Genomic DNA, 16,037 nt, shown 5'->3' on the forward strand with positions numbered 1-16,037 from the left:
AGGCGTTAAGCCCCGGCCTCCTGTGCGGTTTCGCCAGCGTCTTCGGCATCTTCGGCCGGCCCTTCCAGCTCGGTCGGATCGACCCAGCCCAGCATGACGCGGGCGGTCATCACCATGGTCTGCGCTTCCTCCAGCGAGACGTCGAAGGGTTCCAGCAAGCCGTCATCCTTGACGCGCTGACCGTCGACCGTCGTCCAGCCGCCGGCCAGTTCCCAATCGGCACAGGTGGCAAAGTCGTCCAGTGTCTTCACCCCATCCTTGGCCAGTGCTTCGACCATTTGGGGGGTCAGGCCCTCGAATTCAATGAGGCTGTCCTCGGCACCCAACTCGCGCGCATTATCAAGCGCGGCCTTGGTTGCGGCCTCCAGCACATCACGGGCGCGAGCCTGCAATTCCTCTGCAGTCCCTTCGTCAACGCCGTCGATGGTCAAAAGTTCGTCCTGATCGACATAGGCGACTTCTTCGAGGTTGGTAAAGCCTTCGGCGACCAGCAACTGGGCGAAGAATTCGTCCAGATCCAGCTTGTCCATGAACAGCTGTGTGCGGGCGTTGAATTCTGCCTGACGGCGCTTGGATTCTTCTTCTTCGGTCAGGATGTCGATATCCAGACCCGTCAACTGGCTGGCCAGGCGAACGTTCTGACCGCGACGGCCAATGGCAAGCGAAAGCTGCTCGTCCGGGACCACGACCTCGATGTTGATCGAGTCCTCGTCAAAGACCACCTTGCTGACCTCGGCCGGCTGCAGCGCGTTGACCAGGAAGGTTGCCTGATCTTCGTTCCACGGAATGATGTCGATCTTTTCGCCCTGCAACTCGCCCACGACGGCCTGCACGCGGCTACCGCGCATACCAACGCAGGCACCGACCGGGTCAATCGAGTTGTCATAGGAAATCACGGCGATCTTCGCGCGCGAGCCGGGATCGCGGGCAACGGCCTTGATCTCGATCACGTTGTCATAGATTTCCGGCACTTCCATCTTGAACAGTTCCGCCATGAACTGCGGATCGGTGCGCGACAGGAAGATCTGCGGGCCACGGGTTTCGCGGCGCACATCCTTGACATAGGCCCGGATGCGGTCGTTCGGGCGATAGCTTTCGCGGCCGATCTTTTCGTTGCGGCGCAGGATTGCCTCGCCACGGCCCACATCGACGATGATGTTGCCGTATTCCTCGCGCTTGACGATACCGTTGATGATGGTGCCGGCGCGGTCCTTGAATTCTTCGTACTGGCGATCACGTTCGGCCTCGCGGACGCGCTGCAGGATCACCTGCTTGGCCGATTGCGCGGCGATCCGGCCCAGTTCGACTGGCGGAACCTGTTCCTGGAACACGTCGCCCACTTGCGGCTCACCGGCGAAATCGGTCAGCTGAGCCTCTTCGCGGGTCCAATAGCTGGTCGTGTTCCTGGGCTGCTCGAAATAGGGCTTGGCCTGCTGCGAGGTGAACTCTGCCTGATAGTTCTCGACTTCTTCTTCTTCGACCACGGTGCGAACGCGCGTGAAGGTGGCATTGCCGGTCTTGCGGTCAATGGACACACGGATGTCCATCTCCGCGCCATAGCGCGACTTGGCTGCACGGGCGAGGCTGTCTTCCATCGCTTCGATGACCAGCTCGGGCTCGATCATCTTTTCGCGGGCCACGGCCTCGGCGGTTTGCAGTAGTTCCAGCTGGTTGGCAGAGGTGATTGCCATCACTTACTCCTTCTCGGCGGGGTCGCCCGCGTCGGTTTCGATCTCGTCAAAATGGGATTCGTCGAGATTGTCTATCTCGACCCCCGCATCCTTTTTCTGGCGCAGCATTTCCTTGATCAGATCATCGGTCAGCACCAGTTTTGCGTCGCTGAGCCAGTCAAAGTTCAGCCCGATGGTCTGCACCTCGCCCGCCTCTTCGATGTTCACCAGAACCTCATCGCCCTCGGTCCCGGCGAGCACGCCCTTAAAGCGTTTGCGCCCGTCGATCGGCTGGTTTGTTTCCAGCTTGACCTCATAGCCCTCGAACGTGACAAAATCCTTCATCCGGGTCAGCGGACGGTCGATGCCGGGGCTGCTGACTTCCAGATGGTAATTGTCCTCGATCGGATCTTCCACATCCAGCGTGGCGCTGACCGCGACCGAAATATCGGCGCAATGGTCCACGTTGATCCCGCCTTCGGGTCGGTCGGCCATGATCTGCAACGTGGCGGTCTTGCCGCCCTGCAGGCGAAGGCGCACCAGTTCAAATCCCAGGTCCTCGATCACCGGCGTGATGATCTCGGCCAGGCGTCGGTCGATGGCGGTCTTTGCGATCAGGTCATTGGACATGAGTGTCCCCAGAAATGAAAAACGGGCCTTCAGCGGGCCCGGTCGTCTTGCTCGGTCGGGCAGGGGGTGGAAGCCTGCTCCGCTGTTGATCGGCTATATAGGCCTGCCGTGATCGGATTGCAAGCGGCCTCGATTGTCTTGCCAGACGCGCCAGTTCAGCGCCGCCGCCACACACAGCCATGCCATATAGGGCACGATCATCAGCCCGGCCCAGTAATCGACGCGAAAGGCTGCAATCAGCAGCGCCGCCACCGTGGCAAACAGCACCGCCATGACCGCCATGCCAGCACCCATCCGGTGTGCGCCGAAAAAGACCGGCGTCCACAGCGTGTTCAGCGAAATCTGCGCTGCCCACAGCGCCAGCGCGACACCGGCGCCCGGATGCTGCGCCAGCCGCGCCCCGGCCCAGGCGATCAGCACATAGATCGCCGTCCATGCGACAGGGAATGCCCATTTGGGCGGCGTGAAGCTGGGCTTGACCAGCCCTTCATACCACGTGCCGGGCTTGAAAATGATGCCGGTTGCCGCAGCGCCGCCGCAAGCCAGAAGAAAGATCAGAAACAGGGCAAACGTGGTCATGATGAGGCCGTCTCTTTCAGGTTGCTGTCGCGCAGCTCGTCCATCGTTCTGACCAGTTCGGCTGCGATCGGGGTTTCAGAGAGGGCGTGCCCCGCGGCGGGAACGATGGTCAGTCGGCACCGGTCCCATCCCTTTGACAGCCGCCACGCGCTGCGCGGCGGGCAGACCATGTCGTAGCGACCCTGAACGATGATCGCGGGAATATCCTCGATTCGGTGGCGGTCGCGCAGCAACTGCCCTTCGTCCAGAAAGCAGCGATTGGCGAAATAATGGTTTTCCAGCCGCGCAAAGGCGCGGGCATATTCGACCGGCGCGGTCGACGAGGGCTGCGAGTGCAGCCCGGCCAGCGCATTTTCCCAGATCAGCCAGGGTAGCGCGAATCGCGCCTGGATCGCCGGGTCGTCATCGAACAGTCGCCGGTGATAGGCGGCGATCATGTCGTCGCGCTCGGCCAGTGGAATCATCTCGCGAAAGCGCGCCCAGAGATCGGGAAAGAATCGCCCCGCGCCGCCGCCATAAAACCAGTCCAGCTCGGTCTGCATGCCCAGAAACACACCGCGCAGCACAATGGCCGTCACATGCTGGGGATGGGCCTGGGCGTAGGTCAGCGCCAGCGTGGCGCCCCAACTGCCGCCGAACAAGGTCCAGTCGTTGATCTTCAGCAGCTGCCGGATCGCCTCGATATCGCCGATCAGATGCGCGGTCGTGTTCGCCTCGACACTTGCGGTAGGGCGAGAGCGCCCGCAACCACGTTGATCAAACAGCACCACGCGGTAGTGGGCGGGATCGAAAAAGCGCCGCATGAACGGGCTGCAACCTCCGCCCGGCCCGCCATGCAGAACCAGCACCGGGCACCCATCGGGATTGCCGCATTGCTCGACATAGATCTGATGGCCGTCGCCACGATCTATCATGCGCTGGTCGAATGGCCGCGTATCGGGGTAAAGCCGCCCCGTCGTCACGCCGTTTTGTCCTGCCAATCTGTCCATTCCCGCAGTATAGATCGCAGCCAAGGATCCCGCCAGCCGAAGGAGAGACCATGACCGACGATATCACCGACCTCAGCGGTAGCAATGCCCGGGGCCGCAGCGTCGATGCGAGCGAACTGGCGAAGTTCGAGGCAATGGCAGCCGAGTGGTGGGATCCAAACGGAAAATTCAAGCCGCTGCATATGCTGAACCCGGTGCGATTGGACTACATCACCAGCCGGATCGCGGCTCAGTTCGGGCGTGATGCCCGGTCCTTGCGTCCTTTCGAGGGGTTGCGAATTCTGGATATCGGCTGCGGCGGCGGGCTTCTGACCGAGCCGATGGCGCGTCTGGGTGCCGAGGTCACCGGCGTCGATGCCGTCGAGCGCAATATAGAGGTCGCGCGGGTACATGCCGCGCAGCAGGGGCTGGACATCGATTATCGTGCGACCACGGCCGAGGCGATCGCCGAGGAAGGCGGGCAGTTCGACGTGGTGCTGGCGCTGGAGATCGTCGAACATGTCGTCGACCCCGCCGATTTCATCGCCACCTGCGCCGCGCTGACACGGGCCGATGGCGCGATGATCGTATCAACGCTGAACCGCACGGCCAAAAGCTTTGGCGCCGCGATTATCGGGGCCGAGTGGATCATGCGCTGGCTGCCGCGCGGGACGCATGAATGGAACCGTTTCATTACCCCCGATGAACTGGCCGCAATGATGGCGCAGGCAGGAAAGCCGGCGGTCGACCGGCGCGGAATGGTTTTCAACCCAATTCGCTGGGATTGGAGCCTGTCTGACCGCGACCTGTCGGTGAACTATATCATCACCGGTGTTGATGCGGGCTGATCACTGGTCAGGGCCTTCCAGCCGCAACCGCAATTCGCGCAAAACCGGCAGGGTGGCGCGCACGCGGTCCGGCCCGATATCGCGAACGACATCGCCGATCAGCGGCATGAAGGCTGCAATGGCGGCGTTGCGGGCCGCGCGGCCAGCCGGGCTGATTGCGACCAGCTTGCGCCGGGCGTCGTCCCAGTCCGGGCGGATATGCACATGCCCGGCCCATTCCAGACGTGAAAGCGTATTCGTCATGGCCCCGCGGGTCACGTGAAACGCGGCGGCCAATGCGGCCGGCGTGCGTTCCTCGTTGATATGGGCCAGCAGGTTCAGAACCGAGAAATGCGAGATGCGCATGCCGCGGGGCAGGGCCTTGCTGATCAGGTTGCGCGACAGTTGATCCGCAATCAGCACCTCGGCGAACAGGCTTGCGGCCAGCCGGTCGGGCGACTGATCCTTGGTCTGTTCGGTGGCCGTTTCGACGGCCCGGGCGGGTTGCGTGGTCATGGGGCGGTGAAATCGCGGTCATGGGTCAGAGACGGGATGCGGGACCGTGCCCTGTCGATGGCCCTCAGGTCAAGCTCGGCGGTGATCAGACCCGGCGCCGTGCCGCCATCGGCCAGCACCTTCCCCCAGGGATCGATGATGAGCGAGTGCCCATGGCTTTGCCGCGCCGTTCGGTCAGGACTGTGCGCTGCGGGATGCGTGCCGCATTGCGCGGGCGCCAGCACAAAGCAGCCTGTCTCGATGGCGCGTGCGCGCAGCAGTGTTTCCCAATGCGCCGCGCCGGTCGTCGGGTTGAACGCGGCCGGGATCGACAGAATGTGTGCACCCGCATGGGCCAAGCTGCGATACAGATGCGGAAAGCGCAGATCATAGCAAATCGTCATTCCGATCGGCTGCGGACCCTGCGCCAGAACGGCCCTGTCGCCGGGACGATAGGCGGCGCTTTCGCGGTAGCTTTCGCTCTCGGATATGTCGACATCGAACATATGGATCTTGTCGTAACGCGCGGCCACAGTGCCATCCGGCCCGATCAGAAAGCTGCGATTGACAAAGCGGTCATCGCCCGCGGCGTCATCACCCAGCAGCGCCAACGAACCGACCAGCAGCCAGATGCCCCGCTGGCGCGCCGCATCGCGCAACGCGGCCAGTGTTTCATCGTGATCCTCTGAACGCAGAACCGCTGCCAGCCGCTTGCGCGAGGGCGACAGGATATTCGTTACCTCGGGTGACGCTATCAGCTGCGCGCCCTGATCCGCTGCCTGATGCAGCAGGTCCAGCGTCTGCGACAGGTTCATGGCCGGGTCATCACCACTGGTCAATTGCAGCAAGGCGACGTGCAGCCGGTCGCTGGCAGGCATCGGTTCGGGCGGGCGCGACACAGCGCAGCCCTATCGTGCGCGGTTCAGCTGCGCATCCGATCCCTCGGCCAGCAGCGCGTCCAGCTTGCCCGCGCGTTCCAGCGCTTGCAGATCGTCATTTCCGCCGATCAAACGATCATTGACAAAGATCTGCGGCACGGTCCGCCGACCATTCGCGCGTTGGGTCATTTTCGCGCGCATTCCGGGCTGGCTGGTGACGTCGATCTCTTTGAAATCGGCGCCTTTCTCGCGCAGCAGGGCCTTGGCCATATGGCAAAACGGGCAGGTTGGTGTGGTGTAGATCTCGATCCGGGCCATGACGTCACGTGTTCCTTGATAGGGTTAAGACAGGTTCTGTCTTCCTATCTAGTGTTCCTTGACCGCCCTTGCCACTACCGCCACCGAAATCGGACCTGAACCGCCGGCGCGCAAGGCATCGGCTGCCTGTGCCAGCGTCGCACCAGAGGTCATGACATCATCAACCAGCAGGACCGAGCATCCCTCAAGCCGAGAGGCCTGACGCCGGCTGACTGCGATGCTGCCAGCGACATTGGCAAAGCGGTCGGACACGCCCTTGTGATCTTGTCCTTCGCTGTGCCGGGTGCGGTGCAGGATCTCTGGGCAATGGCTGAGATCAAAGGTCCGTGCCAGATGCGCTGACAGCAATTCGGCCTGATTATATTTGCGTTTGAGCAGCCGCCATGGATGGACCGGGACGGGAATGACGATCATGCCGGGCCGGATCAGTGGCGCCGCCGCCCGTGCCAGCCAATCGCCAAGCGTCGGGGCAAGATCGGGTCGATCCGCATGTTTCAGCGCCAGGACCAGTTGCCGTCCGGTCCCGGCATAAACCAAAGCCGCCCTGCCGTGTCGCCAGGGGCGTGCGATCTTCAGGCATTCGTCGCAAACCATCTGCGCATCGGCGGGCCGGTGGCTGTCGGCTTCGCCATCCGCCGGCAGCGGGGCGCCGCAGCGGCCGCAGCTGTGTCCGGTTATGAACTGTGCCTGAGTCCAGCAGGGGCTGCACAAACCGGCTTCGCCTGCGACCGCGCCGCTGCAGGACAAGCATTGCGGCGGATAAAGGATGCGCAATGCGCCTTTCAACATCCCGCCGAGGCCTTTATGTTGCATCATCATGCACGCCCTTTCCAATCCTGACCGACCAGTGCTGACAGACCGCATCGCGCTCGAGCGCAATCGAGTCCGTGCAGCGCGTGCCGGTGTGACCGATTTCCTGCATCGAATCGCTATCGGCGAGGTTCAGGATAGGCTGAGCGAGGTTAACAGAACCTTTCGTGACGTCGCGGTCGTGACGGGTCATCCCGAAATCTGGTCCGGCGCGTTTCCCGACGCGCTGATCCTGCCCGATAGCCCGGTTCTGGATCTGCCGCAGCCGGGTTCGCTGGATCTGGTCATTCACGCGATGGCTCTGCATTGGGCCGACGATCCGGTTGGCCAGATCATTCAATCCGCACGGGCGTTGCGGCCTGATGGCCTGTTCCTTGCGGTTTGCCCGGGCGACACCACCCTGTCCGAGGCGCGCGCGGCGTTGGCCGCAGCCGAGGCAGAGGTCAGCGGCGGTCTGTCGCCGCGCGTCCTGCCGATGGGCGAGGTCCGCGATCTGGGCGGACTGGTGGCGCGCGCAGGTCTGGCGCTGCCCGTGGCCGATCTGGTGCGGTTGCCCGCGAGTTACCGCGATCTGTTCCACCTGGCGCATGAGCTGCGCGCCATGGGCGAGGGCAACGCGCTGGCGGGTCGGTTGCGGCAGCCAACCCGCCGTGCCCTGTTCGACCGGGCGGCGCGGATCTATGCCGAACGATTTCCAGACCGCGACGATCCGTCCCGTATTCAAGCAAGCTTTGATCTGGTTTTTCTGACCGGCTGGTCGCCTGCAGAGAACCAGCAAAAACCCCTTAAGCCGGGCTCGGCGCAAATAAGCCTGGCCGATGCGTTGCAGACTGCCAGGAAAGACGAGAGACAATAGATGTTGCCCGCCAATGTGCCAGCAGACCACCCACCGATCACCGCGCCCCGCACCGGGATCCTGATTGCCAATCTGGGCACGCCAGACGGGTATGATTACTGGTCGATGCGCCGCTATCTGAACGAGTTTCTGTCGGATCGCCGGGTGATCGACTATCCTGCATGGAAATGGCAGCCCCTGTTGCAAAGCGTCATTCTGACCAAGCGCCCCTTCACATCGGGCGCGAATTACAAGTTGATCTGGAACGAGGAACAGGGCGAAAGCCCGTTGATGACCATCACCCGCGACCAGACCAAGGCGCTGCGCGCGCGCGCATCTGAGGAATGGGGCGATCAGGTCATGGTCGAGTTCTGCATGCGCTATGGCAATCCATCGACCGATCATGTGCTGGATCGCATGATCGAGGCGGGCTGCCGGCGGATCGTCTTTTTGCCGCTTTATCCGCAATATGCAGGCGCCACATCGGCAACGGCCAACGATCAGTTGTTCCGTGCGCTGATGAAGCAGAAATGGCAGCCTTCGGTCCGGACCTGCGACGCATATTTCGACCGTGCCGATTATATCGCAGCACTGGCTGCGTCGGTGAGTCGGGTTCTGGGCGATCGCAAGCCGGGACGTCTGGTCGCCAGCTATCACGGGATGCCCAAGCGATACCTGTTGGAGGGCGACCCCTATCACTGCCAGTGCCAAAAGACGTCGCGCTTGCTGCAAGAGGCACTTGGTTGGGAGGACGGTATCATCGACACGACCTTCCAGTCGGTCTTTGGCCCCGAGGAATGGCTGCGCCCCTATACGGTCGAGCATGTGGCCGAACTGGCGCAGCGGGGCGTTTCCGATATTGCCGTCATCTCGCCCGCCTTTGCCTCGGACTGCATCGAGACGCTGGAAGAGATCAACGGCGAGATCCGCGAAAGCTATGAACATGCCGGCGGTCAGAACTTCACCTATATTCCCTGCCTCAACGACGATGCGGCGCATATCGAGGTCATGCTGAACGTCATTCGCGAAAATACCGGCGGCTGGGTGAGCACTGACTAGCGAATGCGCGACCTGGCTGACGCCATCGCTGATCAGGCCTGGAGGGCGTTCCCGCTTTTCTGAATCGCCGGCGGAATAAATCGCCGCCTTTTGCCGTTTCCTCTGCACAAGCCAGTTGAGGAAAGGGAACCACCATGTTCACGAAAATTGCCATTGCCGCGGCACTGCTGACCTTTGCCGGTGCGGCCTCTGCTCAGTCAATTGATCGCCAGATCCGCGATCAGTTGCGAGGGCAGGGTTTCACCAATGTTCAGATCGAACGGGACGACGGCAAGATCGCGGTCGATGCGCGTCGCGGGAACCAGAAGATCGAGCTGGAATATGACACACGAACCGGCCGTTTGCTCAAGCAGGACAGCCAGCGCCTTTCACGCCAAGAGCGGCGCATTGGCTCGTGGCGAAGCGACGATGATGACGACGACGATGGCCGTTCCGACCGAGGCCGCGCCAGCAATGACGAAGATGACGATGATGGCCGCTCGGGCCGCGGACGCTCCGGTGGCGGCGGCGGGAACGATGACGATGACTGAGCTAGCTCAGAGCCCGTTTCGACCGATTCCGCGCGACGCATGAGGACCCGCTAGCCGTGATCAACAATTTAAGCCACCGCGCCCCTGCTAAACTCGTCATTGATCGATTTTCCGATGACATCCGCGCCTCTCACTGGTTCCAAAACTACCAGACACAGCGTCTGCGAATTTAAGGGCACCTCAAACCTCGCCAGAAATGTCCGTGAAGAAACGCAGAATTTCCGCGCTGGCGCTGGGGCCGTTTGCATCAGTATGCGATCCCGCCGGATTGCCGCCGGACCACGCATGGCCCAGACCGTCGATTTCCCAGTGCTCTGTGAGAGGCGACCCATCCGTAGCCAGAGTGGCCGTTTGGGTGAAGCTCTTGCCCTGCGCCGAGCCCGTCTGAACGATCTGTGTCTGCTGACCTTCCGCTTTGGCAAGGCTGTCCGCGATGATCTGGCCCCCGTTTGCTGCGACGACGGTTCTGTCGGCCGTGCCATGGAAAACGATTGTCGGGACGGCCGCGGTTCTTGTCTTGCCTGATCTGCGCGCCGGATTTCCCGTCATTGCCGCGAATGCTTCGTTCACGCCGCGCGCAGAGCCGTAAGGCAGGCCTGAGTGGACGGCGACACCAGAAAAGACGTCGGGATAGGTTTCTCCGAGGATGACCGCCATGGCCCCGCCGGCTGACAGGCCCGCGACAAACGTCCGATTTTTCGGCACCCCGTGCTTCATCGCGAGTTCGCGGGCAAGCCCTGCCAGGATCGCAGGTTCGCCGCGGTCTCTTTGCTGGTCGGCGCCGCTGAACCAGTTCCAGCACGATTGCGCATTGTCGCCGCGAGACTGGGCGGGAAACACCACGGCCCACCCCAGGGCAAGGGCAGAGTCGACGATATTCGTTCCTGCCGCGAAGTCCTCCGGCGTCTGCGTGCATCCGTGAAGCATCATCAGCAGACCTTGCACGGGCGCGGTCGGCACATGCAGCACATAGGCGCGCGACCCGGCGTCGCAGCTATAGGTCAGGCGCCCGGTGCGCGGCTTATGGGGCCGTTGCTGCCAGGGGGCGCTGGCCGCCGTCTGGTCCAGCAATCCATGCTGCCCAAGTGTTTTTTGTATCAGCGCGGTGGCTTCCAGCAGGTTGCCCGCACGTGTGTCATCCATCGCCTGGCGCAGCGCGCCAGCGTTCAAATTTATCATCATTTCGGTCCTTGATTGGCGTTAAGTGATCCGGTCGGCCAAGGCTTCCTTGACCGCCTTGCTGGCGTGAAGTGCGCCCAGCACGTTCATTGATCCGATTGTTTGTCTGGCAAGCTCCGGTGTGACATCCTGCGCGATACGGGCAAGGCCCACGACCTTGACGTGCAAGACCTCTCCCGCATCCCGCAGCGCCTCAAGATCCGCCGCTGAATAGTCCCGCAGTCCCAGCTCCATCGTGTGGCGTTCAATCGTGCGGACAACGTCCGCGTCATGGGTGTCGAGCTGCTTGCGGATCGCGGTGCGGATCAGATCACTCCGGTTGGAATAAAAACCTTCCTGCACAAGCAGATCAATCCGGCCGAGATCGACGAATCCCAGATTGATCGTGATCTTTTCGGTGTCAGGCTGTTTGCCGCGCAGGTTTACGACGTTTGACATAGCATCCTCCCTTCATCCGTTATCATCCATGTGGATGGTATATAGATGTCATTGGGATGTTTGCAAGTGCAGAAACCCGTCTGGGTTCATTTGCAAACGCTCCCACAGCCGCAACTCGCTGTAGGATTTGAGAAGTGCTTCGGCGTCGTCTGATCGGAACAGCCGGCTATCGCCTTTGCGCGCCAGACCTGCTGCCTTGAACTGCATGACCAACCAGAACAGAACTTCGGACCTCACCTCAAGCATGACATCGGAAACGCTGTCGCGTGCCTGTTGTTGTCATCGCGGACTTCGATCTAGATATGTGATTCCACCTTGGTCGCGGCGAACCGCTGGCATCGCTAGACCGGGAACTGCTTGCCGGGCTCAATGCCTTGATCTCCGCGGAAGGCCTGTTCGACAAGCCCAGCATGCGCTGTCCACATAAGAGCACCCCGGAATCGATGCAGGATGGGATGATCTCTTTGCGCTGCCATTCTCTGGATTGGATATTTTTTACGACAACTGGCGGCTATCGGAGGGCTGGATTGCGCCGATAGAACGCATGCGGGCGCTGTCGATCTTCCAAGGTCCCTGCTGCCTGCATCCTTCAGTATCGTCGACCGGGGGCTTTTGTCGTCTTGTTCCCGCGCGGACCCGACTGGACAGGGGTATTGCTTCGGTTCTCGTCCAGAAGTTTGCGCCACCGTTCAACACGCGCCTGGTCAAGCTTTCCGGCCGCAACGGCCGCCTGGACCGCACATCCTGGCTCATGGGCGTGGGTACAGTCCCTGAAGCGGCACCCGGGCGCAAGTTCAATGATCTCGGCGAACAGTTGATCCAGCCCGGCTGAAATGTCGCTGGCGTGCAGCGTCCGGATGCCGGGTGTGTCGATCGCCAGGCCGCCTCCGATAATTCGATGCAGCGAGCGGGATGTCGTGGTGTGACGCCCCTTGCCATCGGCTACGCGGATGCTGCCCGTCAGTTGTGCCTCCTCCGGCGACTTTCCGGCAAGCGTATTCAGCAGCGAGGATTTCCCCACCCCGGAGGAACCGACAAGGGCGACAGTCTGGCCGGCCGCGCACCAACGGGCCAGGGCCAGTGCTGCATCCGGTGCCTTTGCATTCAGCGTGACGACCTGCAGTCCGCGCTGCAGACCGGCTACCTGATCGCGCCAATGCGCGACATCCGCCACTTGATCCGCCTTGGTCAGGACAATTACCGGGGTCGTCCCGGCCTCATTGGCAAGGGCCAGATAGCGCTCCAGCCGCGCGGGGTTCAGGTCGTCATTGCAGGACGAGACGATGAAGAGCGTGTCGACGTTTGCCGCGATCAGTTGCGGCGCCCGCCCGCCTTCGGTGCGCCGTTGCAGTATCGTCTTTCGGTCCAGTCTACGCACAGGCATGCGGGTGTCGGGCTCCACCAGCATCCAGTCGCCCACGGCGTAATCTGCCGTACTGGCGCCATTGGGAAGGTTCAGCCGTACGGGACCGAACACGGACTCCGCGATCAATCTATCCCGATGGACTTTCGCGACACGCATCCGTGCAAGACCTGTCTCATCCGGTTCCAACTGGTCGTCGAAAAACGCCGACCACCCGAGGGCTGCCAACGACAGGGCTTCCTGATCAGATGAATGGGGCACAATGACCTGAATGGGCGAGATAACGGGCTGATGCAAGTCTTGCCATGCAGGGTTCTGACACTTGAAATGACCAGGCGGTTCCGATTGCGTCTTTTCCTTGCTGAGGACAAGTCGAATGGCTGCTTTTCGAAGTGACGCACGGACAGGCAGCTAACGGCCGATCACGCTAAAGAGGTGGTCGCTGGCAAGGCGCGTCTGATCGCGGTCAGAGATGCCATCGCGGTACGGCCAGAGGGCATAACCTGCGCGGACAACGAGGTAAGGATTCTATCTCTGATTGATCATGGCTGACCTTGTGTCGATCCCGATGAGTCACTTCTGGCCACAGATCGTCGGCGGATCTTCCGCGATATCCAGGTGGTATTATTACTTGTTGACCCTCAATCGGGCTTGAATGTTAGCATTCGCAGGCGATGAAGCGAATCGGCTTTGGCGTGTGTTGCTGTGCCGTACTGGTATGTGACACCGTTTCTGAGAAAAGATCGGAACGCGTCTGGCTGGGCAGGGTTCTCGTACTCTCGGGAGCGGTAAATATATCCAAGGAGCTTAACTATGGGTTATGTAACGACTGATGATGGCGTTGAAATCTACTACAAGGACTGGGGGCCAAAGGACGCACCGGTCATCTTCTTCCATCACGGTTGGCCGCTGAGCGCCGATGATTGGGATGCGCAGGTGATGTTCTTCCTGGGCGAGGGATTCCGGGTCGTTGCCTCTGACCGCCGTGGCCATGGCCGGTCGTCGCAGGTCTGGGACGGTCACGACATGGATCACTATGCCGATGATACGGCAGCTGTGGTCAAACATCTGGGAATCCAGGGTGCGACCCATGTCGGCCATTCGACCGGCGGCGGTGTTGTGGTGCGCTATATCACGCGCCACCCCGAAGATAAGGTTGCGGGCGGTGTTCTGATCAGCGCGGTTCCGCCCTTGATGGTGAAGACTGACGACAACCCGGACGGGATCGACAAATCGGTGTTCGACGATTTCCAGGCCAACACCAAGGCCAACCGCGCGCAGTTCTTCCATGATGTTCCGGCCGGTCCGTTCTACAATTACGATCAGGACGGCGTCGAGGCATCCGAGCCGATTATCGAGAACTGGTGGCGCCAGGGTATGATGGGCAGCGCCAAGGCCCATTACGACGGCATCGTTGCCTTCTCGCAGACCGATTTCCGCGACGAGATGAAAACCATCGAGGCGCCGATGCTGGTCCTTCACGGTGAGCATGATCAGGTGGTGCCGTTCGAAATCTCGGGCAAGAAATCTGCGGAAATCCTGCCGAACGCCACGCTGATTTCGTATCCGGGCTTCCCGCATGGCATGCCAACGACCGAGGCCGATACGGTCAACAAGGATCTGCTGGCCTGGCTGCGTCGCTGATCTGACAAGGGCCGGCGAATTATTCGCCGGCCTTCTTTTCCCCGGCGCTTGGCCGCTCCTATCGCAGGCTTTTGCCATAGTCTGTTTCCAGCACGATTTTGCCCGAATGCTTGCTGGATTCCATCATCTGGTGTGCGCCTGCTGCGTCTTCCAGCGGAAAGCGCTCGCTGACCACCGATCTGATGCTGCCCTCGGCAAAGAGCGGCCAGACCGTTTCGATCAGCCCCTTGCCGATTTCGGCTTTCACCTCCAACGGCTGCGGACGCAAAAGCGATCCGGTCAGGATCAGGTTCTTGACCAGCACCGGCATCATGTCGATGCCGACCTTGCTGCCTTGCAGGTAATACAGGTTTACCAGCCGCCCCTTCTGCGCAAGACAGTCGATATTGCGCTGGATGTAGTCGCCGCCGACGATATCCAGCACCAGATCGACGCCCTCGCCGCCGGTCCTCTGTTTCACGACCTCGACGAAATCCTCTTCGCGGTAATTGATCACGACAGCGGCGCCAAGGTCGCGGCAGTACGCGCGGTCCTGTTCGTTGGATACGGTTGTGAAGACCTCAATCCCAAGGGCCGAGCCAAGCTGGATCGCGGCACTCCCAATGCCGCCGCTGCCGCCATGGATCAGCAGACGCCGCGCGTTCAGCAGATCGCCCTGAATGGCAAGGTTGAACCAGATGGTGAAGTAAACCTCGGGCAGGGTGGCGGCCTCGGTCATGGTGACATTTTGGGGGATGGGCAGGCATTGCTGGGCCGGGGTGCGGCAATATTCGGCATAGCCGCCGCCCGGCGTCAGTGCGCAGACCGCGTCGCCGACTTTCAGATGCTGCACATCAGAACCCACTGCGGCGATAGTTCCCGCGACCTCCAACCCCGGCAGATCGCTGGCCCCAGGCGGCACGGCATAGCGCCCCTGCCGTTGCAGCACATCGGGATAGTTCACGCCCGCGGCCACAACCCGGATGATCACATCACCCGGGCCGGGTTCGGGCAGATCGCGCGTTTCCGGCACTAGCACCGAGGGCGGCCCGGGATCAGAGATCGCAACGCAAATCATCGTGTGGTCTTGCGGTTCGGGCATGGTCCGTTGCTCCTTGAAAGGGATGGTGAGGCGTCAGCCTTTCGATGTCTTGTCCAACTGATCCAGCGGCAGGCATGTGGCCAGCACCATGTCCTGTACAGCCGCGATATAGGTATCGACCGTCACGTCGCGGCGGCGGAATTTGGCGCGTTTGACATACCAGTCCTGCAACAGTGGCTTGATCAGCGTCGGCAGAAGCGGGGTGACGCCGGGGCGAAAGCGTTCTTCGGCAATCGCGCGGGCCGTGACCTTGGCAAAGAAGGACTCGGTCAATTCCTCGCTGTCGACGGCCATGTCGCGTTCCTTCGCCGGGAAGTTCTTTGCCTCCATGAAGGCAAAGCTGAACCAGGGCAGCATGTCCTCGGTCAGCCGGATATGGGCGTCGACTAACCATTTCAGATGGGCGATGGGGTCCTGCGTCACCTCAAGCGGCGGGTTGCCCAGCACATTATCGACCGCGTCGGTGACCTCGGTCAGGATCATGTTCAGAAGCGTCGTCTTGCTGTCGAAATAGGCGTAAAGCCCGCCCATCGACACGCCCGATTCCTTTGACAGATCGCGCAGGGACATGGCCTGAAACCCCTTGCGATTCGACAGCTTCAGCGCGGCGGCGATGATGATTTTCAGCTTCTTGACCGCGACATCGGGCTTTTGAACCGAAATCACATCGGCATGGCGTTCCAGCATCGAACGGCACAGGTCGTCGGCGGTATGTCCTTTTGTTTCCAGCATT

At 61.5% G+C, this 16,037-nt stretch carries 18 protein-coding genes; 5 read left to right on the forward strand and 13 right to left on the reverse strand.

All coding sequences use genetic code 11. The features are described from left to right. Positions 1–5: 5 nt before the first annotated feature. The 4 genes from nusA to pip all read right to left on the reverse strand — a co-directional run bounded on the left by nusA (position 6) and on the right by pip (position 3,868). On the reverse strand, positions 6–1,691 hold the full coding sequence (gene nusA / locus CUV01_RS09825) for a transcription termination factor NusA (protein ID WP_101460316.1): 1,686 nt from the start codon (positions 1,689–1,691) through the stop codon (positions 6–8). 3 nt (positions 1,692–1,694) lie between these two features. Next, positions 1,695–2,300 carry a ribosome maturation factor RimP gene (gene rimP, locus CUV01_RS09830; RefSeq protein WP_101460317.1) on the reverse strand — a complete coding sequence of 202 codons (606 nt, stop codon included), beginning with the start codon at positions 2,298–2,300 and terminating at the stop codon, positions 1,695–1,697. A 93-nt stretch (positions 2,301–2,393) separates the two neighbouring features. Further along, positions 2,394–2,879 carry a tryptophan-rich sensory protein TspO gene (tspO, locus tag CUV01_RS09835; RefSeq protein WP_101460318.1) on the reverse strand — a complete coding sequence of 162 codons (486 nt, stop codon included), beginning with the start codon at positions 2,877–2,879 and terminating at the stop codon, positions 2,394–2,396. After that, on the reverse strand, positions 2,876–3,868 hold the full coding sequence (gene pip, locus CUV01_RS09840; RefSeq protein WP_101460319.1) for a prolyl aminopeptidase: 993 nt from the start codon (positions 3,866–3,868) through the stop codon (positions 2,876–2,878). Before pip ends, tspO begins: the two co-directional genes overlap by 4 nt. Positions 3,869–3,918: 50 nt before the next feature. Here pip and ubiG point away from each other — a divergent pair, with 50 nt between their 5' ends. Beyond that, entirely contained in the window at positions 3,919–4,695 is a 777-nt protein-coding gene (gene ubiG, locus CUV01_RS09845) for a bifunctional 2-polyprenyl-6-hydroxyphenol methylase/3-demethylubiquinol 3-O-methyltransferase UbiG (RefSeq protein ID WP_101460320.1), read from the forward strand. Here ubiG and CUV01_RS09850 read toward each other — a convergent pair whose 3' ends face one another. Genes CUV01_RS09850 through CUV01_RS09865 form a run of 4 tightly spaced genes read right to left on the reverse strand, consistent with a single transcriptional unit; the run spans position 4,696 to position 7,184 of the window. After that, positions 4,696–5,190: a MarR family winged helix-turn-helix transcriptional regulator gene (locus CUV01_RS09850; RefSeq protein WP_101460321.1), complete on the reverse strand. Its 495-nt coding sequence runs from the start codon at positions 5,188–5,190 to the stop codon at positions 4,696–4,698. It lies immediately after the preceding gene. Further along, complete coding sequence (locus tag CUV01_RS09855; protein ID WP_101462001.1) at positions 5,187–6,029, reverse strand: carbon-nitrogen hydrolase family protein; 843 nt, start codon at positions 6,027–6,029, stop codon at positions 5,187–5,189. The genes CUV01_RS09850 and CUV01_RS09855 overlap by 4 nt, the downstream gene beginning before the upstream one ends. Before the next feature lie 48 nt (positions 6,030–6,077). Further along, on the reverse strand, positions 6,078–6,365 hold the full coding sequence (gene grxC / locus CUV01_RS09860) for a glutaredoxin 3 (protein ID WP_101460322.1): 288 nt from the start codon (positions 6,363–6,365) through the stop codon (positions 6,078–6,080). Positions 6,366–6,413: 48 nt separating this feature from the next. Beyond that, entirely contained in the window at positions 6,414–7,184 is a 771-nt protein-coding gene (locus CUV01_RS09865; protein ID WP_232962183.1) for a ComF family protein, read from the reverse strand. Between CUV01_RS09865 and CUV01_RS09870 the strand changes: the two genes are divergently transcribed. The 3 genes from CUV01_RS09870 (at position 7,183) to CUV01_RS09880 (ending at position 9,599) form a co-directional block, all read left to right on the forward strand. After that, complete coding sequence (locus CUV01_RS09870) at positions 7,183–8,031, forward strand: class I SAM-dependent methyltransferase (protein ID WP_101460323.1); 849 nt, start codon at positions 7,183–7,185, stop codon at positions 8,029–8,031. The two genes, CUV01_RS09865 and CUV01_RS09870, sit on opposite strands and share 2 nt — an antisense overlap. Continuing rightward, the gene (hemH, locus tag CUV01_RS09875; RefSeq protein ID WP_101460324.1) at positions 8,032–9,069 is read left to right on the forward strand and encodes a ferrochelatase; all 1,038 of its coding nucleotides are present in this window, start codon (positions 8,032–8,034) and stop codon (positions 9,067–9,069) included. A gap of 134 nt (positions 9,070–9,203) precedes the next feature. After that, positions 9,204–9,599 (forward strand): PepSY domain-containing protein, encoded by a 396-nt coding sequence (locus CUV01_RS09880; RefSeq protein WP_101460325.1) that lies wholly within the window; start codon positions 9,204–9,206, stop codon positions 9,597–9,599. A 180-nt stretch (positions 9,600–9,779) separates the two neighbouring features. Here CUV01_RS09880 and CUV01_RS09885 read toward each other — a convergent pair whose 3' ends face one another. From CUV01_RS09885 to rsgA, 3 genes are all read right to left on the reverse strand, one after another. Then, positions 9,780–10,670, reverse strand: a complete 891-nt coding sequence (locus CUV01_RS09885; protein ID WP_232962184.1) for an extracellular catalytic domain type 1 short-chain-length polyhydroxyalkanoate depolymerase — start codon at positions 10,668–10,670, stop codon at positions 9,780–9,782. A gap of 129 nt (positions 10,671–10,799) precedes the next feature. Next, a complete protein-coding gene (locus CUV01_RS09890; RefSeq protein WP_101460326.1) occupies positions 10,800–11,216 on the reverse strand; it encodes a CopG family transcriptional regulator in 417 nt (138 codons plus the stop codon). A 589-nt stretch (positions 11,217–11,805) separates the two neighbouring features. Continuing rightward, positions 11,806–12,738 carry a ribosome small subunit-dependent GTPase A gene (rsgA, locus tag CUV01_RS09900; protein ID WP_101462004.1) on the reverse strand — a complete coding sequence of 311 codons (933 nt, stop codon included), beginning with the start codon at positions 12,736–12,738 and terminating at the stop codon, positions 11,806–11,808. 654 nt (positions 12,739–13,392) lie between these two features. On the opposite strand from rsgA, the gene CUV01_RS09905 reads away from it, so the two are divergent. Then, positions 13,393–14,223, forward strand: a complete 831-nt coding sequence (locus CUV01_RS09905) for an alpha/beta fold hydrolase (RefSeq protein WP_101460328.1) — start codon at positions 13,393–13,395, stop codon at positions 14,221–14,223. Between the two features lie 58 nt (positions 14,224–14,281). Here the strand turns inward: CUV01_RS09905 and CUV01_RS09910 are convergent, their stop codons facing one another. Next, complete coding sequence (locus tag CUV01_RS09910; RefSeq protein WP_101460329.1) at positions 14,282–15,304, reverse strand: NAD(P)H-quinone oxidoreductase; 1,023 nt, start codon at positions 15,302–15,304, stop codon at positions 14,282–14,284. A 33-nt stretch (positions 15,305–15,337) separates the two neighbouring features. Continuing rightward, positions 15,338–16,036 (reverse strand): TetR/AcrR family transcriptional regulator, encoded by a 699-nt coding sequence (locus CUV01_RS09915; RefSeq protein WP_232962185.1) that lies wholly within the window; start codon positions 16,034–16,036, stop codon positions 15,338–15,340. Position 16,037: the final 1 nt, after the last annotated feature.

The sequence above is a fragment of the Paracoccus tegillarcae genome (assembly GCF_002847305.1).
GTDB classification, from domain to species: Bacteria; Pseudomonadota; Alphaproteobacteria; order Rhodobacterales; family Rhodobacteraceae; genus Paracoccus; species Paracoccus tegillarcae.

Bases quoted from the DNA above. Each gene is read 5' to 3' on its own strand.
- ubiG (WP_101460320.1), top strand. From the start codon at position 3,919: ATGACCGACGATATCACCGACCTCAGCGGTAGCAATGCCCGGGGCCGC.
- CUV01_RS09915 (WP_232962185.1), bottom strand. From the start codon at position 16,036: ATGCTGGAAACAAAAGGACATACCGCCGACGACCTGTGCCGTTCGATG.
- CUV01_RS09850 (WP_101460321.1), bottom strand. From the start codon at position 5,190: ATGACCACGCAACCCGCCCGGGCCGTCGAAACGGCCACCGAACAGACC.
- CUV01_RS09865 (WP_232962183.1), bottom strand. From the start codon at position 7,184: ATGATGATGCAACATAAAGGCCTCGGCGGGATGTTGAAAGGCGCATTG.
- CUV01_RS09890 (WP_101460326.1), bottom strand. From the start codon at position 11,216: ATGTCAAACGTCGTAAACCTGCGCGGCAAACAGCCTGACACCGAAAAG.
- CUV01_RS09870 (WP_101460323.1), top strand. From the start codon at position 7,183: ATGCACGCCCTTTCCAATCCTGACCGACCAGTGCTGACAGACCGCATC.
- grxC (WP_101460322.1), bottom strand. From the start codon at position 6,365: ATGGCCCGGATCGAGATCTACACCACACCAACCTGCCCGTTTTGCCAT.
- pip (WP_101460319.1), bottom strand. From the start codon at position 3,868: ATGGACAGATTGGCAGGACAAAACGGCGTGACGACGGGGCGGCTTTAC.
- hemH (WP_101460324.1), top strand. From the start codon at position 8,032: ATGTTGCCCGCCAATGTGCCAGCAGACCACCCACCGATCACCGCGCCC.
- rimP (WP_101460317.1), bottom strand. From the start codon at position 2,300: ATGTCCAATGACCTGATCGCAAAGACCGCCATCGACCGACGCCTGGCC.
- CUV01_RS09910 (WP_101460329.1), bottom strand. From the start codon at position 15,304: ATGCCCGAACCGCAAGACCACACGATGATTTGCGTTGCGATCTCTGAT.
- nusA (WP_101460316.1), bottom strand. From the start codon at position 1,691: ATGGCAATCACCTCTGCCAACCAGCTGGAACTACTGCAAACCGCCGAG.
- tspO (WP_101460318.1), bottom strand. From the start codon at position 2,879: ATGACCACGTTTGCCCTGTTTCTGATCTTTCTTCTGGCTTGCGGCGGC.
- CUV01_RS09905 (WP_101460328.1), top strand. From the start codon at position 13,393: ATGGGTTATGTAACGACTGATGATGGCGTTGAAATCTACTACAAGGAC.
- rsgA (WP_101462004.1), bottom strand. From the start codon at position 12,738: ATGCGTGTCGCGAAAGTCCATCGGGATAGATTGATCGCGGAGTCCGTG.
- CUV01_RS09880 (WP_101460325.1), top strand. From the start codon at position 9,204: ATGTTCACGAAAATTGCCATTGCCGCGGCACTGCTGACCTTTGCCGGT.